Genomic DNA, 22,332 nt, shown 5'->3' on the forward strand with positions numbered 1-22,332 from the left:
CAACCTATCATATAGTGAGTAAAAAAATGGGAAGTATGCTTCATTCAAGAAACCGAAGAGGCTTCGCTCACACCACCTTATGTACAAGGGATTTTGCTTTTTCTTTTTACATGCTTAAGTTTTGGGAAATTTCTTCATGTTTGCTTTTGTGGAAAAGGGGCGGAGCTACGCGAAAGGATTTCAACCTATCATATAGTGAGTAAAAAAATGGGAAGTATGCTTCATTCAAGAAACCGAAGAGGCTTCGCTCACACCACCTTATGTACAAGGGATTTTACTTTCTTTTTATATGCTTAGGTTGTGAGCATACTCCCATGATTTTGAAAAAAACCTTTCGGAATGGTTGATTTCACTGGCCTCACGAATTAAACTAGTGGAATGATTTAATAGAATGAACGGCTTTAGGAGGAAAAGATGAAACAAACGAATCAAACAACACCGTCTATTATATTTCCACTGGTCATTTCTATTATCGCCATATCTTTTGCGGCGATTTTTGTGAAATGGTCTAGTGCTCCTTCCACGATTCTAAGCATGTACCGAATGTTAATGGCGAGTGCGCTTTTAGTGCCGATTGTATGGAAGAAAAGAGCTGAATTTCAAAAGTTATCTAGAAAAGATTGGCTACTGCTTGTATGTTCTGGCCTGTTTCTCGCGTTGCATTTTGCTCTTTGGTTTGGCTCGCTAAAATTAACAACAGTAGCAAGTTCCACGATTATTTTAGCCTTGCAGCCTCTTGTCGCCTTAATCGGTGGTTTTCTACTATATAAAGAACGAGTAGCAGGTTCCACGATACTAATGATGATGATTGCATTTGTTGGAGTCGTGATGGTAGGATGGGGCGATATTACTGTGGGAAAAATGGCCTTGATTGGGGATGTTCTATCATTTTTATGTGTGATCGCTGTTGTATGTTATTTACTAATTGGTCAGAATGTAGTTAAGAAATTTTCGCATTGGGTCTATAGCTTTAGTGTTTTTCTGATCGCTGGTTTATTTCTTGCACTCTACAATGTAATGGCAGGTATCCCATTAGTAGATTATCCGCGGAAAGAATGGGGCATTTTCTTCTTGTTGGCCATTTTCCCCACGTTGGCTCATTTGATCTATAATTGGTTATTGAACTATGTGAATTCTACTACGATTTCGATGACGATTTTAGGTGAACCAGTTGGTGCTACAATATTAGCAGCCATTTTATTAAAAGAACAAATAACCGAATGGCAAATCCTTGGCGGTCTACTTGTACTATTGGGAGTCTTTTTCTTTTTGATAAAACAAAGAAAACGAGTCAAATATAAGTATGAGGGCTAGATTCAGTTAACTTGAAAACTATGATTCAGAATCAGTGTCTGAGATTAGAAGTCTATTAAGATAGAATTTTGAGAATCCTCCATTTGATGGGGGATTCTTTACTTTAAGTGAGCGAAAAGTTGAGATTCCTTCTCATATTAATATCTATTAATGGAATCTTTATAAACCTTCATATTCCTTTAATACGTGTTTTACGTTAGAGGTTTATGCTTAAGATGCTAGAAAATAAATGATTTCGGGAGGGGTACAATTGAACAAAGGATTATCGATTGCTTTATTATCAACTATGTTGATCGGGACGACGCTAGGAACGTCTCCTGTCTCCGCGGAAACACAGGAAAAAAACAACCAAATTAAAAATGTTATCTTTATGATAGGAGATGGGATGGGACCATCTTATACGACGGCATATCGTTACCTTAAAGATGACCAAAGTACTGTGGAAATGGAGGACACTGGGTTTGATCCTTATCTAGTAGGTATGCAATCTGTCTATTCGGCAGATCCATTTTATGATGGAAAACAAGATGATGAAAAAGAAAATATTACCGATTCTGCGGCAGCAGCTACTTCGATGTCATCTGGTATAAAAACTTATAATGGAGCAATTGCGGTTGATCTAGAACAAGAGGATACTGAGACTGTCCTTGAAGTGGCGAAAGCAAAGGGAAAATCAACAGGTTTAGTAGCAACTTCCGAAATCAATCATGCTACACCAGCTGCTTATGCTTCACATGAGCATTCCCGAAAAAATTATAGTGAAATTGCCGATGATTATTTTGATGACTTAGTGAACGGAAAACATAAAGTAGATGTTTTGCTCGGTGGTGGCATAGATTACTTTGAGAGAAAAGATCGTAATCTTGCTCAAGATTTTGAAAAAGATGGCTATCAATATGTTAAAACAACGGATGAACTTTTAAAGGCTGATGGTGAACAAATTTTAGGTTTATTTGCACCTATTGGGTTAGAAAAAGCAATCGATCGTCCACAAGAACAACCATCTTTAGAGCAAATGACAACTAAAGCAATTGACGTGTTAAGCAAAAATGAAAATGGCTTTTTTCTAATGATAGAAGGAAGTCAAATTGATTGGGCTGGACATGATAATGATATTGTTGGGGCTATGAGTGAGATGGAGGATTTTGAAAAAGCTTTTAATAAAGCCATTGAATTTGCCAAAGAGGATCAACATACTTTAGTCGTTGCAACAGCGGATCACTCTACTGGTGGCCTTTCGATTGGAGCGAATGATGTAGGATTTTGGGATGTTGATGTCATTAAAGCAGCCAAGCATACACCTGATTATATGACTCGTTTGATCGTAGAAAAGGAAGAAGATATTCAAACGGTCTTAACCGAAAATATCGATTTTGATGTCACGGAAGAAGAAGTAAAATCTGTACAAGCGGCTATTGATAATGCTTCAAAGGAAGATCTCTTTACTGAGGTAGATAATGCGATTGAACATATCTTTGATGAAAGGTCTGGTACAGGTTGGACAACTGGAGGTCACACTGGCGAGGATGTGCCGGTTTATGCTTATGGACCTGGCGCTGAAATGTTTGCCGGAAAAATTGACAACACTGATAATGCGAAAAACCTCTTCCAAATTCTTGGCGCATCATCTAGTGAAGGTGCAGAATTAGCCGATACAGCGACAAATTATCCAGCTAGTATCTTTGGAGGATTCTTCATTTTAGCGGTGGGTGGATGGTTACTGTACCGCAATAAAACGGTCCATTAATAGGAGAGAGGTCCCCTTATTTTTTAAGAGATGTTCAAAAAGATCCGGTAAAAATGACACTGCAAGATATATGATCTACGACTAATATCGCCATGTCCTAGGTCAGTACAACATACGCAAGTTCGCTCTCGAACTTTCAACGTAATAGATGTTCTAGTGTTGGACGATTGCAATTTAAATCAAAATAGTCGTCGACTTAGTCCATTTTATCCATCTTTTTGAACGTGTACTTCAAGGTAGCTATTCCTATGCTTTGACATAAAAGGGTGATGAATGAAATGAAAAGAATTGCTATTCTCCTCATTATAATAGGGCTAGGAGTAGTTGGCTGGAATGGATTTCAATTTTGGCAACAATCAACCGTTATCATAAAGGACCCTGAACTAGCCAAATCAATTGATAAACAGTGGGAGCAAACGACCAAAGAACCGGCACTTCTCTTTGCGGAAACAGAAGGAGTTGAGACTGCCAAGAAAGTAGCTCAAGATTATGAGGAAGGCCAGCAGGTAGGTGAGTTTGTTATTCCAAAATTAGGAACGGTATATCCATTATTTTGGGGAACAAGTGCCAATACATTAAAGCTGGGAATTGGCATGTATGATACTGCTTTTACAAGTACGCCTTTTGAAAAGCGTCATACCGCAATTGCTGGGCATCGAGACACGACTTTTCAAGGTCTTGATCAGCTTTCTGAAGGAGACCGACTATATGTAATGATGGATCAATTGAAATACACATACCAGATTCGAAAAACATGGATTACTGATGCTCAGGACCAATCTATCCTTGTAGAAAAGGAAAATCCGACACTCACACTTACAACTTGCTATCCTTTCGATTATATCGGTCTAGCCCCAGACCGATATATTGTTCAAGCAGAACTGATCGATCAAAAAGAGATAAAGTAACGAGGCTGGGACATAATTAAAATGCTAATCCTCAAAAGCGAATATTGCATTACCTTAGCGAAGGAAATATACGTAGACTCCTGCGGGAAGTAAGAGTTCGACAAGACCCCGGAAGGCGAAGCCTGAGGAGGATTGACACTCGCCTGAGGAAAGCGAAGTATATTTCCGGAGTGGGTTATTTTCACACTAATAGTTCGGACTTTACTTAAGCGTAAACACTTTTGTCCCAGCCTCTCTTTCTATTCCCGCCTACCATCCTTGTTCCCCCTCAAGTCCTACATTAGAAGGTTTTCTGCCTGTTACTTCGTAATAATCTTAGCTCTCTCCACTGTACCATTCGGGAAAACGAAAATCTAATTCCCCCCTTTAGATACAATTCTCTATCTTTGAAATAAAAATCTAAAAATAGAGGGACCTAATTTGGTTTTGATGGAACTATTAAAGCGATTTTGTCGTATAATGATTATACCTATTTATAGAGAAGACAGGGGGGATACTATGGGGAGGAAAAATGTCTATATTCTATTAACAGATACGGGCACTGTTCTTAATAGATTAATAAAATTTTACACAAAACAACCTTATAATCACGCATCAATAGGTTTTGATATAAATTTATCCGAAGTTTATAGTTTTGGTAGAAAAACAGCAAGCAATCCTTTTGTGGCGGGTTTTGCCAAAGAAGACATAAAAGAGAATTTATTTAGGCAAGCGGGTTGTGCCATTTATTCCTTGGTTGTAACGGAAGAGCAGTGGGCAAGAATGAATCGATTTATCCGAGATATTGAAGCGCGGGAGGAAGAGTATCGTTACAACTTATTTGGACTAGTAGGAGTTATGCTTCGTAAGCCAATTAATAGGAGAAATGCTTTCTTTTGTTCTCAATTTGTTGCATATGTACTGAAAGAGTGCAATATCTTTCAGTTTGACCGACCTATATCATTAGTAGCACCGAATGATTTTCTAGAAATACCGGAACTCAAACTAATCTATCAGGGACAATTAAGCGATTATCCTAATCAAGAAATGAATGAAAAAATAGTTAAATCTGTTCCATTTATTACTATAGATATGTAACTTGCAATTATTAAAAAACTATTATAATAAGAATACAGGGAAATATAAAAGAACGGACTCTGATCGAGAAATGGTCAGAGTCCGTTCTTCTTTATCTCGCATTAACTGGTAGTAAGACCCCCACCTTAAGAATTCGAGAGAAAACAAGAATTATAAATGAGGGTCAACTGAAAGTCAAAAGCGCGATGGGATCAGGCCTGCATGACGCAGGTTACAAAGGTGTTACGACGTACGAGGAAGTGCAAGGGAAGTGACAGGATGTCGCGATTTGACCTTGTCAACAGGACGTTGGTCAGAACAGCGTTGCGCCAGGAGGGCGCGAATTTAGCTGTTCATCCACTTGATCCTTACTTTTTCAGTAGAAGATGAAAAAAAGTCTCCACTGAATGAAGTTTCACCTTATCCTTCTTTTTGAATTTCATTTGTTGTATCCGCTGGTTTTGCTCGGTATACAATGAATGCCAAAAGAACAGCTACGATGGACATCGCAAAAGCAATAAAATAGACAAGTTCTACCCCCGTTACCATAGCTTGATTGATGGTAGCGGGATCCTTCGGGTTTGCTGCATTTTGTAAAAAGTGAAGTTGTTTCGCATTCATAATACTGATAAAAACAGAAACTCCAATAGCACCACCGACAGGCTGTAAGGTAGACATGACAGCCGTTCCGTGTGGGTATAGCTGCTTAGGCAGTTGATTCAGACCGTTTGTCTCTGCTGGCATCATAATGGCTGAAACAGATAGCATCAGCAAAATATAGCCCAGAATGACAACCCATAAAGGGGTATCAGTTGTTAGTCTGCTCATCATAAACATCGTCCCGCTTAGAACAATCGTCGCGGGAATCATAAGGAGACGAGGACCAAATTTATCAAACAAAGCGCCCATAAACGGAGACATTATTCCATTTAAAATACTTCCTGGTAAAAGAATTAAACCAGCTGTAGCGGCTGTTAGAGCTAAAGGACCTTGCATATAGATCGGCAAAATAATCTCAGAAGCAAACATCGACATAATAATGATTAGGAACATAATAACGGCATGTGTATACATAGGATACTTGAAAACCCGTAAATCCATTACAGGTTCCTCTAATTTTAATTGCCGCCATGCAAAAAGAATAATGCCAATGATCCCGACGATTATGAAACTATACACAAGCGGATTCGCGAATCCAGCTTCACTTTCCCCGACTGCACTGAAACCATAAATAATCGCACCAAAGCCAATCGTTGAAAACAGGATAGAGAAGAAATCAATTTTAGGTTTCGTCACCTCTGACACATTGATTAAGAATTTATAGGCAAAGGCAATGGAAAAAATGGCAAAAGGAAGAACCGTAATGAATAAATAGCGCCAACCTAAATATTCAACAATTACACCTGATAAAGTCGGTCCAATAGCAGGCGCAAACATCATCACAAGACCGACGAGCCCCATGATTTTTCCACGCTTATGAGGTGGATAAATTAATAAAAATACATTAAAAATGATTGGCATTAATAATCCTGTTCCTACGGCTTGAGTTAATCGTCCAACTAGTAAAATAGGAAAGGATGTAGCGATCGCGCTGATTGCTGTACCAATCGTGAAAATGATCATAGTACCTAGAAACAGTTGTCTCGTTGTAAACCATTGTAATAATAAAGCGGAGATCGGAATGACAACACCCATTACCAACATAAAACCAGTTGCCATCCACTGGACAGTTGGTAAAGTAATACCAAATTCCTTCATTAAGGTTGTTAAAGCAATATTTAGTAATGTTTCATTTAAAATCGCAAAAAAGGCACCAATGATCAGTGAAAGCATGATGGGCAATGTTTTTACATTAGGATCATCTACTAGGTATTCATATTTCTTTGCTTGATTATTTTTTTCCATTAAAAAACTCCTTCAATCTAAATTTTGAACAAATACTTGTGTTCGAAGCAGACGGAAGGAGTGCCTATTATGAAAATATATATCGTTCGACTTAAACTAAACGAAAAGTTTCCCTGTATTCACCTTTTTTAGACAAACTCATCCCAACTTCTCTACACACAAGTAGAGTGATTTCCCTATTCAATTAGGTTAGAAATCGAAATGAAAGAATGTCATTTGAGAAACGCCTCCGTAAAAAGATAGAGTAATCGTAACATCTCTTTTTTAGAATAGCAAGAGCTTTTTTATGAGAAACCTGGTCGAGAAGAGAAAAGTTGTGGATCACTGAAACAATGAAGTTTTAAAAAATAACGGTCGCAAGCCCCTTGGAAAATATTGGAATGATTTTAAGCTATCGATAAAAAGTCCTCACTAAGCAGTTTTTGAAACTAAACCGTTCATTCTTCGTATATACAAGATAAAGAAAGGTTGTGAGGATAATGACGAAATATTCAATTGAAGAATTTCTAAAACAAACAGAGCAGGAAGAGAAAGGCGAAGGATTATTCGAACTGGAAACTCCTCGGCTTTTAGAAGTGAATCTTGAAAAACAAGTATGGGCTAAATCGGGCTCCATGGTTGCCTATGAGGGACAGATTAAGTTTGAACGTGAGGGCCTATTAGAACATGGACTTGGCAAAACATTCAAAAAAGCATTCACAGGCGAAGGAGCTTCTTTAATGAAAGCGACTGGTCAAGGAAAGTTGTATCTGGCAGATACAGGGAAAAAGGTGATTATTTTGCACCTACAAAATGATGTTATTTTTGTAAATGGAAACGACCTATTAGCTTTTGAACCAAGTGTAAAATGGGATATTAAATTAATGAAACGGGTTGCCGGGATGATGGCTGGAGGCTTATTCAATATCCGCTGCGAAGGGACAGGCATGATCGCGATTACGACTCATTATGAGCCACTAACAATAAGGGTTACACCTGGAGAGCCAGTAATCACGGATCCAAATGCGACCGTTGCTTGGTCAGGGAGTTTACAACCGACAATTCAAACAGATATTACACTTAAAACCTTCTTAGGAAGAGGAAGCGGTGAATCGATTCAAATGAAATTTGAAGGCGAGGGATTTGTCGTTGTCCAACCATATGAAGAGGTATGGATGAACTCAAATAGCTAAGGAAATGACTATTAAAATAATCTACGGGGGCGTATATACTTGTTCTTTTTGGTGTAATCGTTCCCTTCCTTCCTTAGTTGAAATATGAGATTAAGCAAAAATTTACCTGATATACATCTAAAAAATGCACGAAAACAGTCGGTCCGCTAAAGGTTTATTCCTAATTGCTTTTAAAACTTCTTTACACTTAAAAAGCTTCCTTATCTAATATGTGCCCCTTTGGCTATGCCTTAACCATTTACTTTACGTCTTTTTAGTTAGTTAAAAAGCATGGATTTGCTTTAAAACAACATCCTTAAAAATTCTCCCCTAATTCTCCCCTGTTCAGAGATATTATGACTTTTGAATTTAAATCGGATAAAAAGTACTGTAAATAATAGATTAAAACAAATGAAATTAGTAGAATAGTACTATGCAGTATATATGTCTTTAAAACTGAATTTCCATTTCGCTAGATTAATTTATAATGAAGTGGGGGTATTTTTATTAATAAATTAAAGGATGAAATAGAAATATTAAGAAGGAAAATGTATGAAAAATATGAAAGGGATCCACATGATCCAGAGATATTAATCATCTCTCAAATGTTGGACGAGCTTTTAAATGATTTACAGTCCAAACGAAATAAAAACGATTCATCGATCTAAATCCTTCTTCAATGAAAAGGGCGGAGCTTCATGAATTGATTTCTGTCAATAAAAATGATAAGCAAAATGATTGAAGATATTTTTATGCAAAACAAAGTGGCTTCGCTCACTTCGCGTTATTTTATAAGCCTCACTACTTCATAATACCTACCATGATAGGTTTCAATCAAAGCATAATCCAAACGGAAAGCTAGTAGTCTATAAAATTAGAGAATTTTACAAAAAGGGGAAATATCTGGTAAAACAATGAATAATTTATAGTAGAATATAAAGAAAGGAGGAGTTTTTTGATTATGAGAAAGATTTCGATTGTGTTAGTTGGAGCAAGTGGGTATGGCCATGTGTATTTACGGGAACTGTTACAAGAAGAAAATGAACAAATGGTTTTAGCGGGGGTTGTGGATATCTCACCTGAAAGGTCAAAATACTATCAAGAACTTCAGGAAATGAAAATACCAATCTACCAGTCTTTAGAAAAGTTTTATGAAGAAAATAAAGCTGATCTGGCAATTATTTCTACACCGATTCATTTACATAAGGAGCATTCTTGTTTGGCTATGAATCATGGAAGCGATGTCTTATGTGAAAAACCGATTTCAACAAACTTAGCTGATATTCAAAAGATGAGGGAGACAGCGGAAGAAACGGGCCGATTTTTGGCAGTCGGGTTTAATTGGTCTTTCACCGATTCAGTACAACAATTAAAAAAGCAAATTTTAGCAGGGGAATTTGGGCAAGCGAAGAGATTTAAAAGTCTTACATTATGGCCCCGTGATCAAGATTATTATAATCGCTCAGCATGGGCAGGGAAAAAGCATAGCCCAAATGGTGAAGTGATTCTTGATAGCATCGCCAGTAATGCGACAGCTCATCATTTACATCATATGCTTTATTTGGCAGGAAAAGCGACTGATCAAAGTGCCTCGATCGCCGAGTTGAAGGCAGAGCTCTATAAGGCGAATGACATTGAAACGTTTGATACATGTGCCGTCCAGATTAAAACAGAGGAAAATATCGATGTATTATATTTAGCATCCCATGCGGTCAAGGAATCAAAAGGTCCAACATATGTATTAGAATTTGAAAGGGCTACCATAAGCTTTGACCAGGATAAAGAATCTAGTGAAATCGTCGTAGAGTGGGATAATGGGAAAAAGCAAAGCTATAAAGATCCATCACATACGTTAGCAAAACTAGAAGTATGTGTGCAAGCCATATTGCGTGGGGACCATGAGATCCTTTGTGGAATTGAAGCGGCGACCCCACATGCGAAAGCGATTCAAGCGATGCATCAATCTGTTCCAGAAATTCCCGAATTTCCTCCAGCTTTCATTCAATATAACGAAAGTGAGAAACTTGTCTCAGTTGAGGGATTAGCTGAAACATGGATCGATTGCTTCGAAAAGTGGAGCTTACCCTCAGAGTTGAATATAAAATGGAGTCAACAAGGAAAAACTGTAAAAGTAGAATAGAAGAAAAAAGGCGATTTGTCCTAGCAAATCGCCTTTTTTCACGCTACATTTAAAAAAGCAGCTAGTTTTCCTCATAAACAGCGGGATCTTGACCATTTAATCTTCCATCTTGCCGAGTAAGTGCGGCAATTTGCTTCATCTCGTCTTCAGAAAGGACAAAGTCAAAAATGGAGATATTCTCCAATTGTCTGTTCGAAGAGGCAGATTTTGGTATTGGGATAGTTCCCAGTTGGTAATGCCATCGTAAGATCACTTGTGAAACTGTTTTATTGTGCTGGTCTGCGATCCTTTGTAATACGGGATTGTCCATAATTTCTCTTACCCGTGCTAATGGGCTCCATGATTCTGTGTGAATGCCGTTTTCTTGATGCCAAAATCTCTGTTCTTCCTGATTAAAGAAAGGGTGCAACTCAATTTGATTGATCGAAGGCTTCACACCTGTTTGCTGTTCCAATCTTTCGATATGATCAGGTAAAAAATTAGAAACTCCGATCGAACGAATAAATCCCCATTTTTGTGCATCAATTAATGCTTGCCATGCTTCTACATACTGATCCTTTTGTGGATTGGGCCAGTGAATCAGATACAAATCATAATAATCCAATTGGGCGCGGTATAAGGATTCTTGGATGGCTTTCACTGCACTATCGTATGTATGATAACGACCAGGCAGTTTAGAGGTGATCCGCAGTTCTTCTCTTGAAATTGCACTACGGCGAACAGCTTCCCCTACGGTCCCCTCATTCTCATAATTGTAGGCGCTGTCAATCAAGCGGTAACCAAGATCAATCGCACTCTGGATCGCGCGAACTCCTTCCGAACCTCTCAAATTATACGTCCCCAAACCGATAACTGGTAGTGTAAGTCCATCATGTAGAGTGATCTCTGGAATAGATTGGCTCATATCAAACACTCCTTTCTATTAGTAGTTTAAGACTACCATAGATGTGGAGTGATTTCATAAGGGAAAGCTCAGTAAAGCTGTGACGAGCGAATTATTCAGGCATCCAACAATATGTCCCAGTTTGCGCTACTAATAAATAATAAAAATATAATTTTCCCATTGTCCCCATGGATAAACACATGGCTATTGGACATAGCTTAATGAACAAAGTTTTGTTACCATGTAGGCAATAGAAATCCTTAATTTAGGTAGAGCCAATAGAAGATAGGTTGCGCAATAAGGTTTCAATGTTGCGCATAAAAGTGAAAACAAACGCAATCCCCATGATAGGTTGCGCAATTTAAAGGAGAACTTGAGCAATTCTTCTCCGAAGTTGCGCAATCAATCGAACGGAATAATATTCCCAAATGAAAGATGACTAGACAAGGAGGGCAAGCGTGAACGACAGTATACTCATTATAGAAGATGAACGAGGATTAATTAAAATGCTAAAACGTTTGTTAGATAAGGAGGGTTTCCGAGAGATATATCAAGCCGAAACCGGTTCTGAAGCTTTAAAGAGGCTTAATGAACACAGAATTGATTTGATATTGCTCGATGTCATGCTACCTGATACAGATGGTTTTAACTTATGTCAGGAAATTAGAGAAATATCGGATGTTCCGATTATTTTTTTGACTGCCCGTACGACTGATATTGACAAATTAACCGGTTTCTCTATGGGTGGAGATGATTATATAACAAAACCTTTTAATCCACTCGAAGTCGCCGCCCGTATTAAGGCTATTTTACATCGACAAAGAAGAACAATGCCAGAAAGATCAAAGGTCTTTCAAACAGATAACTTTGTTTTGTACTATGATCAAGCAAAACTAATGGTAGATGGGAAAGAAATAAAATGCCCAGCTAAGGAATTCCAATTACTTAAATTTTTGTGCCAGCACCCTAATCAGGTCTTTAGTGTAGATCAACTATATGAAAATGTTTGGGGAGACTATAGTATGGTCGGGAAGGAAAACACGGTCATGGTCCATATTAGACGACTACGTCAAAAAATTGAAAAAGACCCTAAACATCCGCAGTATTTAAAAAATGTCAGAGGATTAGGCTATATGCTTGAAAATCAAAGGGGTTCCCAATGAAATTAGAAACGAAAATTTCATTACTATTATTCATTATTTTTTTAACGATCGGGGCTATCTTTTTTATTACCGGATTTTCTGTCCTTAACTTATTGAACATTCCTTTAGAAACGAATGGATTAGTGACATATCTCTTATTTTCCCTATTATTTTTTGGAATGCTTATTCTAATTGGCCTTGTGATCGATCGCCAAATTAGGAGACCCCTTTTCTTTTTTATCCGCTGGATTGATCAATTATCACTTGGGACCTTTGAAAAGCCTGAAGAAACAAAGAATTTTACCTTAAATAAATGGAGGTTCGGTCCATTTTTGGAACTTAAGTCGAAGCTTGATCGTTTAACCTATCAACTTAATGTGGCGGAGAGGGAACGAAAAGAACTTGAGGAAACAAGGAAGAACTGGACTTCAGGAGTGACACATGACTTAAAAACACCATTATCATATATTAAAGGTTATGCAGCCATGCTCCATTCCGAACATAAATGGGATGAAGAAGAGATTAAGGAATTTGCTAGAATTATTGAGGAAAAATCTTTATATATGGAGCAGTTAATTGATGATTTAAGTGTTGTCTATGAGTTTGATAAAATGCAGATCCCGTTGGATTTACGCACTACAGATCTGAGTGCATTTGTAAAAGATGTAATGGAAGATATTCAGCAATATCCGCTAGCCAATGACTATCCTATTTATTTAGATGTAAAAAATAAAGACAGGGTTTTATTAACTTTTGACTCAACATTATTAAAGAGAGCATTAGAAAATTTCATTATGAACGCTATTTATCATAATCCTCCGGAAACAATCATAACTGTTTTGATCGAAACTACAGAAAATTCGACTCTAATAGAAATTATAGATGATGGCATCGGAATAGATGATAAAGCAATCCAACAGTTATTTAATCAGTATTATCGAGGGACAACGACAGACAAGTCTCATCTCGGGTCAGGGCTAGGAATGTCGATTGCTAAGCAGTTTGTAGAAAAACAAGGAGGACAGGTTACGGTTGAAAGTGAACCGAATAAAGGCACGAAGATCAAAATTTTATTTCCTTATTAAAATTAAGGTTCTGTTAAGACACCATTCCAATGGTGTTTATTTTTTTACCCTATACTACGTAATTGAAATTGGTTGTTCCTGAAGAGACATTATTGATATTAGGAGGTAAGAAGCAAGTGAAATATCGTCTATATAAGAAGGAAATGAAGTTCTGGAATCAAATCAAAGAGCAGTTTACGAGACTAGTTATGTCTCCAAAAGATGTCAAATCAGGCGGATGGTGCAAATGATCATTGAAGCTCAAGACATTTCAGTGAAAATTGGTGGTCGGATTGTATTTGAAGGTGAGTCAGTAAGCTGCAAGCCAGGTATTATGACAGCTCTTATTGGCGCTAGTGGATCTGGAAAAACTACACTTCTACATTGTCTCGGATTGTTGCTTCCGGTGAGTAAGGGAAGCATCTTGATTAACAAGAACGATGTTACAAAATATGGCTCCGCAGCAAGAAGAAGATTTTGGCGAGATCACGTGGCATTCGTATTGCAGGATTATGGCATTATGGATGGGGAATCAGTTGCCTTTAATATCACAATGCAAACGAGTGTTTTTGGAAGGCGTGTCATAGGAAACAAGGAACGGCTGACCCAATCGCTTGAAAAAACCGGACTTAAAGGTAGGGAGAAGGAGTTAGCCGGGCACCTAAGCGGTGGAGAAAAACAACGACTTGCCTTGGCTCGTGCCATCTATAAAGATGCTGACATCTTGTTTGTCGATGAGCCAACAGCCTCGCTCGATGCAACGAATCGGCGTAAGGTTATCGAACTGCTTACGGACTTCGCAGTACGAGGACGGACAGTGATTGTATCAACACATGATGCTGAAATGATTGAATCATGTGGTATCTTGCACCAGGTCGGTTCTAAAACTAATTCGATTACAAAAGTTACTAAACGAGGGGGATAATTATGAAATCAACTTCCAAGATTACGATCAGTATTATTGTTAGTTTACTACTGATAGTAGGAGTGTTAGTCATTATAAATGGTTGGATCACGACTTTTCCCAAAGATACGCACCCATCTTGCGACAAGCTGCCGACCGTCGCAGAGGCTACAACTGCTTTGGCTAATCACGAAAAATTTGCCAAGGAAATAGAGGAGCTTGGAGATGGAATTAAAGTGGAAGTGGGCAAACCATGTCCAGATGATCGGGAACGAGGACTCATCTTAGTAAGTTATGATTTAAAATCTGAACGTGAAGCTATCAGCAACTTGCTTTCTCAAAGTGAAGGATTCGGGGTTCCGGTACATTTGGTGAAGCGCTAATGCTATTGTGCCCCACAGAAGTTCATAAAAGAAAAGCGTTAATACGATGATGACATCGAGTTAATTGAACGTATGGTCTTTTGTTAAATGAAGGGAGACAGTTAGAACGCTAGCTAAAGAGAGAAGCTCAAAAAGAAAGAGGGGTGAAAAGAAAATGAATATGTATAAACGGATTATAGCGGCTGTTTCAGTTGCACTGTTTACATTACTTGCATTGTTGGCTGCCATTATTACCGATCTAAATGATCGAGATTTTCCGAAGGCGATTGGGAGTGAGAGCAGGCTTAGTATTAGTTTCACCGAATCAGAGTTTTCTATTACTGAAGCATTCTCAAAATTAGAAGAGCTCAATATAAGTATGGATCTTGGGCTAGTTAAAATTGCCCCAGATCTTGCTGAAAATGGAGATGGACAAATTTTTGTTGCACTAAAGGATGGGGATCTGCCCGATCATTTTACTTGGTTCAGTGGTGGCAAGAAAGCACAGATTGTTGATAAAGATCGACTTGCTTTTTCCTATCCTGATGGGGTCTATCTTGTGACTGGCAACACAACTCATTTGGCTGAATTTGAAGACACTCTGAATAGTGATGGAGTGGAAGTTAAGCGCTGGGATGACTCCATCTTAGATAGTCTTATATTTGTTGTGCTGGAAAGGGGATTTACTATTGTACTTCTTGCCTCATTCGCATTGATTTCATCACTTGCGCTGTTCTGGTTATCAGCAAGGGCCCGAGGTCGTGCACTTCAAGTTCTAGGCGGGTGCCCGACTATGCGGATAAAAGGGCAGGACCTAACAGAATTCAGTGGGACGCTACTCGTTTCGGCAGGATCTGTAACTATGGCTGCAGCAAGCTATGTAGGTGTTTTTCATGGCTGGATGTATATCGGCACATTCCTCAAAGTACTCATTAGTCTGCAGGCTGTTATTATTGGTATATCCACGCTTGCTGCACTTATCATGTCAGCCTCAGCGTGGCCGAGTGCTACAATGCTTGCCACTAGACAACCGGCAGTAAAAAGTTTCCGCTCGACAGCTAATGTGATTCAAGCACTTACATTCGTTTTAGTCGTGGCTACGGCTGGACCAGCCTGGTCTGCATATAAACACTCTTCTGCGAAGGCAATTGAAATGGCGCAGTGGGAGAAACTGGCAGACCAAGTATCGATTGTCTTTGCAACTGACATTGACGAAATGGATCGCATCGAACCAATGATTGGGGAGCTGGTAAAGGATGCGGAATCGATTGAAGGGGTAGCACTTTCTTATACTTACACTAAAGATATGTGGCCACTTGCTGAATTCGGCGAATACTCGGCTGTATCTTTCGTAAACCAGCGTTGGCTTGACTTAGTCACTGAAGGTGCGAAAAAGGCGGTTGTTACACCTGTTTCTCAATCCAATATGGCAGATGATTTTGTTGATGAAATTCAAGCAGAGATTAAGATATTGTCGAGAGAAGGGCACTCTAAGGATCTAAGCGAACAAATGCAGTTCCTTCAACCAACCAATGAAGCTAAAATCCCCGTAGCTCAAGGAGGAGGGGGAGAAAGGCTTCACTTTAAAAATAATGTGCTGCTCATTGTTGTTCCATCGTTGTACGACATCTTCAATGATTCTACATTGACATCGATGATCTCGAGCGGCAACATAGTGTTTACTGGTGTAGCTGCCACGCTACAATTATTAGAACGACATGGACTTGATGTACAAGCATTACGTGATCATGATATCAATGGAGAACTAAAAGTAGTGTACATTGCCGAAGAGGGGATACTCCAAGCGCAGTTTGCAGCATATCTTGTATGGTTGCAGAATCTTTCACTATTTGCATTCATTATTGCTTTCAGTGTTGCAACAGCAATTAGTGCGTTGATTACCGCAACACTACAGGCGAAGCGTGACTTCCCATTACGTTTGGCTGGCAAATCGTGGTTACGAATCCTGCAAAACCGTGTGACCAAGGAAATTATTATGGGAATCATCCTCGTGCTAATCGTGGTCTTGCTACAGAGACCTGAATCGCTAATTGTTCTTGTGATTGCCACATACGGATTACTTATTGTGCCGCTGTCTCATCTGTTTGCTGTACATTGGTGCTTCAATCGAGTCAGTAAACGACGGATTTGATTAAGATTATATGGCTAATCTCATTTTAGTAACCAACATTATTTTCAACAAACATCCTGAATGGAAAAAAACAATCACTTTAATGGATTTTTAAGTACACATCAACGAAATCGCTCTGATGACAACCTATCATCAGAGCGATTTAAGTTCTAATCAGCCTTAATTAAAGGTTCATAATGAGTGGAATATAAATGGGGTAAAGGTTCTTTCGGATGTATGTAAAGCTTGGCACTATTGACTGCAATTGGCCCCTCATTAAAACCGCCCGCAATTAAAGGTAATTTATTCTCATATTGGGCGATATCTCCGACAGCATAAATGCCTGGAATGGAGGTTGCCATCGAAGATTCAACGACAATACCAGCATCCGTGATTTCCATTCCCCATTCTGTGATCGGTCCCAGGTCGATATGAAATCCGTGGTTAATGAGGAGCTCATCGACCTTTACTTCCTCAAAAGTAGTTTGTTCAGTATTTTGAATGATCACGCTAGCGAGCCGTCCATTTTCTTGTTTTAATTCCGTTGGCTCATATGGAGTTAATACTTGTACACTGGAATTTTTCATTTTTGTCACATTGCTTTCGATCCCTTTAAAGGATGATTTACGATAGATTAATGTGACTTGGTCAGCGATGGGTTCCAATTCATTAGCCCAATCGACGGCTGAATTTCCGCCACCAGAGATCAAAACATGTTTTCCTTTAAAACGATCGATGTCATGAATGGAGTAATGTAAACTTTTTTCTGTTAACTCTTTTGCATGAGGAAGCTCTAATTCAACTGGTTTTAAAGATCCGAATCCTGTTGCTAAAATTACCGTTTTTGTATAATGTTTTGCTCCATTTTGACTTGTTAGAATAAAATAACCATCCTCATGTTTTTGGCAATTTAACACTTGCTCTTCTAGGACAATCGTTGGCTCAAATGTTTTCGCTTGTTCGATTAAATTGGCCGTTAATTCATCACCAGATAAATGGGGGAGACCACCGATATCACGGATAATTTTTTGTGGATAAAAATAGGAAACTTTGCCCCCTAAATAGGGCAGATATTCAATAATCTTCGTTTTCAATTCGCGCATTCCACTGTAAAAAGCGGTAAATAAACCTACTGGTCCACCACCGATAATTGTGACATCATATACTTCATCTTGCTTAACCATAAAAAGACCTCCTGAATTTATTTCACTTTCATTAATAAATAGATAAAATAAGGTGCACTGATAATCGAGACAATAATCCCAGCTGGGATCATGGTGGGAGTTAGCAAGTTTTTACCAAATAAATCCGCCCCCATTAATAATAAGGCTCCCAATAATGTTGAGATCGGAATGATATATTGATGCAAGGGGCCAATGATTCTTCTAGCAATATGGGGAACAACTAAACCAATGAACGCGATAGCTCCTCCAGCTGCAACGGAAGCCCCCGCAAGCGCAACAGCCAGGAGCAATAAAATCCGTCTGTCTCTTTCGACGGGAGTACCTAAGCTTGAAGCTACATCATCCCCTAATGTAAAAACATTTAAAGTCTTTGCTTTTTGCAAGGCAAGCGGGATTAAGAGCAACATCCAAGGCAATAGAGCAAGAACAAAAGCCCAGTTCGCATTCCAAATGTCCCCTGATAGCCAAACAGTTACCTGTCTGTAATCTTGTGGATCCATGCGTAATTGCAAGATGGTGAGGAGGGCACCAAACCCTGCATTGACTCCAATCCCAACTAAGATCAGTCGAGTAGGACTTACCCCTTTTTTCCAAGCGAGTAAATAAATGAAGAGCGCTGCCACGATCGCTCCAATTAAAGCAGCAAATGGCATAATAAAGATAGATAATGGGTCAGATGCCGGAAGAAGGTCGCGGAAAAAATAGATAAATAATACGACAGTAAGACCTGCTCCTGTATTAATCCCAATGATTCCTGGATCAGCCAATTCATTTTGCGTTATCCCTTGTAAAATCGTTCCTGATACGGCCAAGCCAGCCCCAATGAGTAAACATAAGACAATCCCTGGTAAGCGAAAATCAAACAAAACAAGCTTTTGTTGAGCTGTTCCTTGATTAAAAATTGTTTGGATCACTTCTCTAGGGGAGATCTGGATCACACCAACACTTAAGCTAACAAAAAACATTATAAAAATAAGCAAGATTAAAAAGGCGATAATTAGCCAGAAATTACGTTGTTTTTTAGATTGAGTTATATTCATTTTTTCTCCCCCTTGCTTCTTGCTAAATAAAGGAAGAACGGAACCCCTATTAGTGAAGTGATGGCCCCGACGGGTGTTTCAAAAGGTGCATTAATCATTCTCGATACTAAATCAGATAGAATAACTAAAAGTGAGCCAAAGAGAGCGGAAGATGGAATAATCCAACGATAATCAGCTCCCATTAAGAAACGGGTGATATGGGGAACAATCAATCCAACAAAACCGATGGCACCGGCAACAGAGACTGAAACACCTGTAAGCATAAATACCGCCACAATGCCTATAATCTTAATAATCGCATTGTTTAGTCCTAATCCGATGGATACGTCTTCACCTAAGCTTAGAACGGTCATCGATTTTGCGATGGAGAAAGCAAACAGTAAACCAATGGCACCGAAAATGACCAACATTTGAACCGATGACCAGTTTGTTTTATCCAGTCCTCCAGCTAACCAAAAACCCATCTCTTTTTCCAGCTGAAAATGTAAGGAAAGAATGGAAGTAATCGAACGGAGCAATGTCCCGATCGCCACTCCCGCTAAGGCTAATTTCACAGGAGTCAATCCATTACCTGAAGATGAACCGATCATAAATATGAGACTTACGGCAAGCGCCGCACCGATAAAAGAACTTAAAGTCAAGCCAAGATTAGAGGTAGATGGAAAAAAGGCCAGAATCATCATTAAACCAAAGGCCGCCCCATCCGTTACTCCCATAATCGATGGAGAAGCTAAAGGATTTCGCGTCATCCCCTGCATTATCGAGCCCGAAACGGCGAGAAATGCCCCAACTAAAGCAGCGGACAAAGCGCGTGGTAAGCGTAACTCCTGGATAATCTGATGTGAAGAAAGCTCTGGGTCAAATTGAAAAACGGCTTCCCAAACTGTACCCAGTTCTATTTCTGTGGATCCATAAGAAATGGCTAATCCAGTAGATAAAATAATTGCGCATAAAGCCGCGAGATTAATGATTATTTTTAATGTGCTTGAATATTGAATAACGGAACGCATATGATTCTCCTATTTCTCTCTTATAGAGGATGTTCAAATGTAGGGAAATGGATGAACAGCTAAACTTGCAGGCAGTCTCAAGTCGCAACGTCCTGTTGCTTCGTAATAGTACGTCCTGGCTGACATGTCTCGTATTGAAGCGATCACAGAACAGAATTTGTATAAACTTTAGCCAACTTGGGTCCTTTTACTCCATCTATTTGAACATGCATTTAAGGGTTTAAATATTTATTGACAACATAATTGAAAGTGATTATCATTACCAGTAAATGTTATTATAGCATAAAGGAGATAAATGGATGAACACATTATCTAAAAATAAATATAGCTTTTTTATCATGCTCATCATGATCATTTTCATTATAGCTGGTTGCGGAAACAATGATACCCAAAAGGAAACGGAAAAGTCAGGGGACAAGGCTCCTGTTGAGGAAAATAATAAAGAAATTACCTTAGATTCTGAAATGGGGGAAGTGACAATCCCATTAAATGCCAAAAAAGTATTAGCCCCATTTCATGAGGATGCATTATTATCTATTGGTGTAACGCCAGTGGCGAAATGGGCAATTGGCACCTCGGTCCAAAACCATTTAGAGGACCAATTGCAAACTGTTCCGAACATTGAATGGACCCTTCCATTAGAACAAGTACTTAGCTATCAGCCTGATTTGATTATTTTAGAAAATACAATGGACAGTTATGAAGGGACATATGAGGATTATCAAAAAATTGCCCCAACCTATGTGATGGATGAGGAAACAGTAAATGATTGGCAAAAACAGTTAGATGTATTTGGACAACTACTCGGAAAAGAAGATGTAGCTAAACAAGCTATAAACGATTATGAAAAGAAAGTAGCGGAATCAAAGACAGAAGTGCAAGATACGATTGGTGATGAAACAGTTGCTGCCATTTGGGTAATTGGTGGAAAATACTTTGTTTTTGAAAAAGATCGCCATAGTGCAAAAGTGCTCTATTCTGAGCTAGGTGTCCACTATCCACAGTTTATAGATGAGCTAGGTGAAGCAAAACCACAGTGGGAAGCTTTATCGTTGGAAAAATTATCTGAACTGGATGCAGATCATGTCTTTTTATTAGCAGCTGAAGGAGAAGAAGGTCTCGATGTACTGGAAAATAGTAAAGTTTGGAATAGCATCCCAGCAGTAAAAAATAACCAAGTGTACGTATTGAATGCAGCTGATAGTTGGACAAATAAGGGATTGATCGCCTCAACCAAAACAATTGATACCTTTCTAGAGACATTAAAAAAATAATTGTGTTGAACAAGCAAAAATATAGTAAAATAAATAGAGTGGATAAATTTCAGGTACGGTTACGGCGTTCATAGTAACTTTCATTCTGGCCAGAAAGGAGTGAGCTTAGTGGAAACTTTGTCAGCACATGATTTAACACTTGGTTTTGGGGATAGTATTATTATAGATGGTTTAAATATCGAAATACCAAAAGGGAAAATCACCGTATTGATTGGTCAAAACGGCTGCGGCAAATCCACTTTATTGCGATCTCTAGCCCGTTTATTAAAACCACAGCAAGGTCAGATTATGCTGGATGGTAAAGAAATTGCGAAGCTGAAAACGAAGGATATCGCGAAAAAATTAGCGATTTTGCCTCAAGGACCTGTAACTCCTGATGGCTTAACTGTCTATGAACTCGTAAAACAAGGAAGACATCCTTATCGTGAATGGATGAAACAATGGTCAAAAAAAGATGAGGAAGCAGTTCAATATGCGCTTCACTCTACCAATATGAGTGAGTTGGCTGATCAGCCAGTTGATTCATTATCAGGCGGACAAAGGCAACGAGCATGGATTGCTCTTACATTAGCCCAGCAAACGGAAATTATTTTATTGGATGAACCAACTACCTATTTAGATATGGCCCATCAAGTGGATGTTCTTGACCTCCTTTTTGAACTGAATGAGCAGGAAAATAGAACGATTGTGATGGTGTTACATGATCTAAATTTAGCTAGTCGTTACGCAGATTATATTGTCGCATTAAAAGATAAAAAGATTTTCGCGCATGGGAAACCAGAGGAAATTATTACACCTGAGTTAGTAAAAACAGTCTTTGACATGAAATGCCAAATTGCTTGTGATCCGATTTTCGGAACACCCCTTTGTATTCCCTTTGGAAAAGGTCGTTGTCTCTTTGCGGATGAACAAAAAGCAACATCTTAAAATGCTTGATTTAAGCTAGAACTGCTAAAGACGTGGATCAAGGCACTAGACTAAAACTTTATACTTTTTAATCAATTAAAAATACGTGGTCAGGCATCTAAGCTCGGAAACGAGCATATTAGATGTCTTTTTTTATGCCTTGGTTGTGAGGTTTCTCCTAAGCTTGATTTTTTGGGGGGAACATGTTGAG

General features: G+C 38.7%; 19 protein-coding genes. 14 read left to right on the forward strand and 5 right to left on the reverse strand.

The genetic code is table 11. The annotated features are described in order from the left end of the window. The first annotated feature begins 414 nt into the window (after positions 1-414). From J2Z23_RS14595 to J2Z23_RS14610, 4 genes are all read left to right on the forward strand, one after another. Positions 415-1,314, forward strand: coding sequence for a DMT family transporter (locus J2Z23_RS14595; RefSeq protein ID WP_057982920.1), 900 nt, complete (start codon positions 415-417; stop codon positions 1,312-1,314). A 286-nt stretch (positions 1,315-1,600) separates the two neighbouring features. Then, positions 1,601-3,061 carry an alkaline phosphatase gene (locus J2Z23_RS14600; RefSeq protein WP_238482792.1) on the forward strand — a complete coding sequence of 487 codons (1,461 nt, stop codon included), beginning with the start codon at positions 1,601-1,603 and terminating at the stop codon, positions 3,059-3,061. A gap of 278 nt (positions 3,062-3,339) precedes the next feature. Continuing rightward, entirely contained in the window at positions 3,340-3,969 is a 630-nt protein-coding gene (locus J2Z23_RS14605) for a sortase (RefSeq protein ID WP_057982925.1), read from the forward strand. A 498-nt stretch (positions 3,970-4,467) separates the two neighbouring features. Then, entirely contained in the window at positions 4,468-5,046 is a 579-nt protein-coding gene (locus J2Z23_RS14610) for a hypothetical protein (protein WP_057982927.1), read from the forward strand. A 399-nt stretch (positions 5,047-5,445) separates the two neighbouring features. Here J2Z23_RS14610 and J2Z23_RS14615 read toward each other — a convergent pair whose 3' ends face one another. Next, positions 5,446-6,930 carry an MDR family MFS transporter gene (locus J2Z23_RS14615; RefSeq protein WP_057982928.1) on the reverse strand — a complete coding sequence of 495 codons (1,485 nt, stop codon included), beginning with the start codon at positions 6,928-6,930 and terminating at the stop codon, positions 5,446-5,448. Between the two features lie 479 nt (positions 6,931-7,409). On the opposite strand from J2Z23_RS14615, the gene J2Z23_RS14620 reads away from it, so the two are divergent. The 3 genes from J2Z23_RS14620 to J2Z23_RS14630 all read left to right on the forward strand — a co-directional run bounded on the left by J2Z23_RS14620 (position 7,410) and on the right by J2Z23_RS14630 (position 10,221). Beyond that, on the forward strand, positions 7,410-8,102 hold the full coding sequence (locus J2Z23_RS14620; RefSeq protein ID WP_057982930.1) for an AIM24 family protein: 693 nt from the start codon (positions 7,410-7,412) through the stop codon (positions 8,100-8,102). A 506-nt stretch (positions 8,103-8,608) separates the two neighbouring features. Next, on the forward strand, positions 8,609-8,749 hold the full coding sequence (locus J2Z23_RS14625) for an aspartyl-phosphate phosphatase Spo0E family protein (protein ID WP_274380128.1): 141 nt from the start codon (positions 8,609-8,611) through the stop codon (positions 8,747-8,749). Between the two features lie 293 nt (positions 8,750-9,042). Continuing rightward, positions 9,043-10,221 carry a Gfo/Idh/MocA family protein gene (locus tag J2Z23_RS14630; RefSeq protein WP_057989023.1) on the forward strand — a complete coding sequence of 393 codons (1,179 nt, stop codon included), beginning with the start codon at positions 9,043-9,045 and terminating at the stop codon, positions 10,219-10,221. A 61-nt stretch (positions 10,222-10,282) separates the two neighbouring features. Here the strand turns inward: J2Z23_RS14630 and J2Z23_RS14635 are convergent, their stop codons facing one another. Next, positions 10,283-11,125 carry an aldo/keto reductase gene (locus J2Z23_RS14635; RefSeq protein WP_057989018.1) on the reverse strand — a complete coding sequence of 281 codons (843 nt, stop codon included), beginning with the start codon at positions 11,123-11,125 and terminating at the stop codon, positions 10,283-10,285. 437 nt (positions 11,126-11,562) lie between these two features. On the opposite strand from J2Z23_RS14635, the gene J2Z23_RS14640 reads away from it, so the two are divergent. The 5 genes from J2Z23_RS14640 (at position 11,563) to J2Z23_RS14660 (ending at position 16,728) form a co-directional block, all read left to right on the forward strand. Beyond that, positions 11,563-12,267, forward strand: a complete 705-nt coding sequence (locus J2Z23_RS14640; RefSeq protein WP_082881390.1) for a response regulator transcription factor — start codon at positions 11,563-11,565, stop codon at positions 12,265-12,267. Then, positions 12,264-13,331 (forward strand): sensor histidine kinase, encoded by a 1,068-nt coding sequence (locus J2Z23_RS14645; RefSeq protein WP_064468479.1) that lies wholly within the window; start codon positions 12,264-12,266, stop codon positions 13,329-13,331. The genes J2Z23_RS14640 and J2Z23_RS14645 overlap by 4 nt, the downstream gene beginning before the upstream one ends. 226 nt (positions 13,332-13,557) lie before the next feature. After that, a complete protein-coding gene (locus tag J2Z23_RS14650) occupies positions 13,558-14,235 on the forward strand; it encodes an ABC transporter ATP-binding protein (RefSeq protein WP_057987944.1) in 678 nt (225 codons plus the stop codon). A gap of 2 nt (positions 14,236-14,237) precedes the next feature. Then, positions 14,238-14,597: a hypothetical protein gene (locus J2Z23_RS14655; RefSeq protein WP_057987946.1), complete on the forward strand. Its 360-nt coding sequence runs from the start codon at positions 14,238-14,240 to the stop codon at positions 14,595-14,597. Between the two features lie 154 nt (positions 14,598-14,751). Then, positions 14,752-16,728 (forward strand): hypothetical protein, encoded by a 1,977-nt coding sequence (locus tag J2Z23_RS14660; protein ID WP_238456178.1) that lies wholly within the window; start codon positions 14,752-14,754, stop codon positions 16,726-16,728. A 149-nt stretch (positions 16,729-16,877) separates the two neighbouring features. Here J2Z23_RS14660 and J2Z23_RS14665 read toward each other — a convergent pair whose 3' ends face one another. The 3 genes from J2Z23_RS14665 to J2Z23_RS14675 are packed head-to-tail and all read right to left on the reverse strand — an operon-like array spanning position 16,878 to position 19,941. Further along, positions 16,878-17,891, reverse strand: a complete 1,014-nt coding sequence (locus J2Z23_RS14665; RefSeq protein WP_064468477.1) for an NAD(P)/FAD-dependent oxidoreductase — start codon at positions 17,889-17,891, stop codon at positions 16,878-16,880. Between the two features lie 17 nt (positions 17,892-17,908). Next, the gene (locus tag J2Z23_RS14670) at positions 17,909-18,931 is read right to left on the reverse strand and encodes a FecCD family ABC transporter permease (RefSeq protein ID WP_057987950.1); all 1,023 of its coding nucleotides are present in this window, start codon (positions 18,929-18,931) and stop codon (positions 17,909-17,911) included. Next, complete coding sequence (locus J2Z23_RS14675; RefSeq protein WP_057987952.1) at positions 18,928-19,941, reverse strand: FecCD family ABC transporter permease; 1,014 nt, start codon at positions 19,939-19,941, stop codon at positions 18,928-18,930. The genes J2Z23_RS14670 and J2Z23_RS14675 overlap by 4 nt, the downstream gene beginning before the upstream one ends. 299 nt (positions 19,942-20,240) lie before the next feature. On the opposite strand from J2Z23_RS14675, the gene J2Z23_RS14680 reads away from it, so the two are divergent. After that, the gene (locus J2Z23_RS14680; protein ID WP_057987954.1) at positions 20,241-21,215 is read left to right on the forward strand and encodes an iron-hydroxamate ABC transporter substrate-binding protein; all 975 of its coding nucleotides are present in this window, start codon (positions 20,241-20,243) and stop codon (positions 21,213-21,215) included. 108 nt (positions 21,216-21,323) lie between these two features. After that, positions 21,324-22,142, forward strand: a complete 819-nt coding sequence (locus tag J2Z23_RS14685; RefSeq protein WP_064468476.1) for an ABC transporter ATP-binding protein — start codon at positions 21,324-21,326, stop codon at positions 22,140-22,142. Positions 22,143-22,332: the final 190 nt, after the last annotated feature.

The sequence above is a fragment of the Lederbergia galactosidilytica genome, assembly GCF_017873565.1.
In the GTDB taxonomy this organism is placed as follows: domain Bacteria; phylum Bacillota; class Bacilli; order Bacillales; family Bacillaceae_C; genus Lederbergia; species Lederbergia galactosidilytica.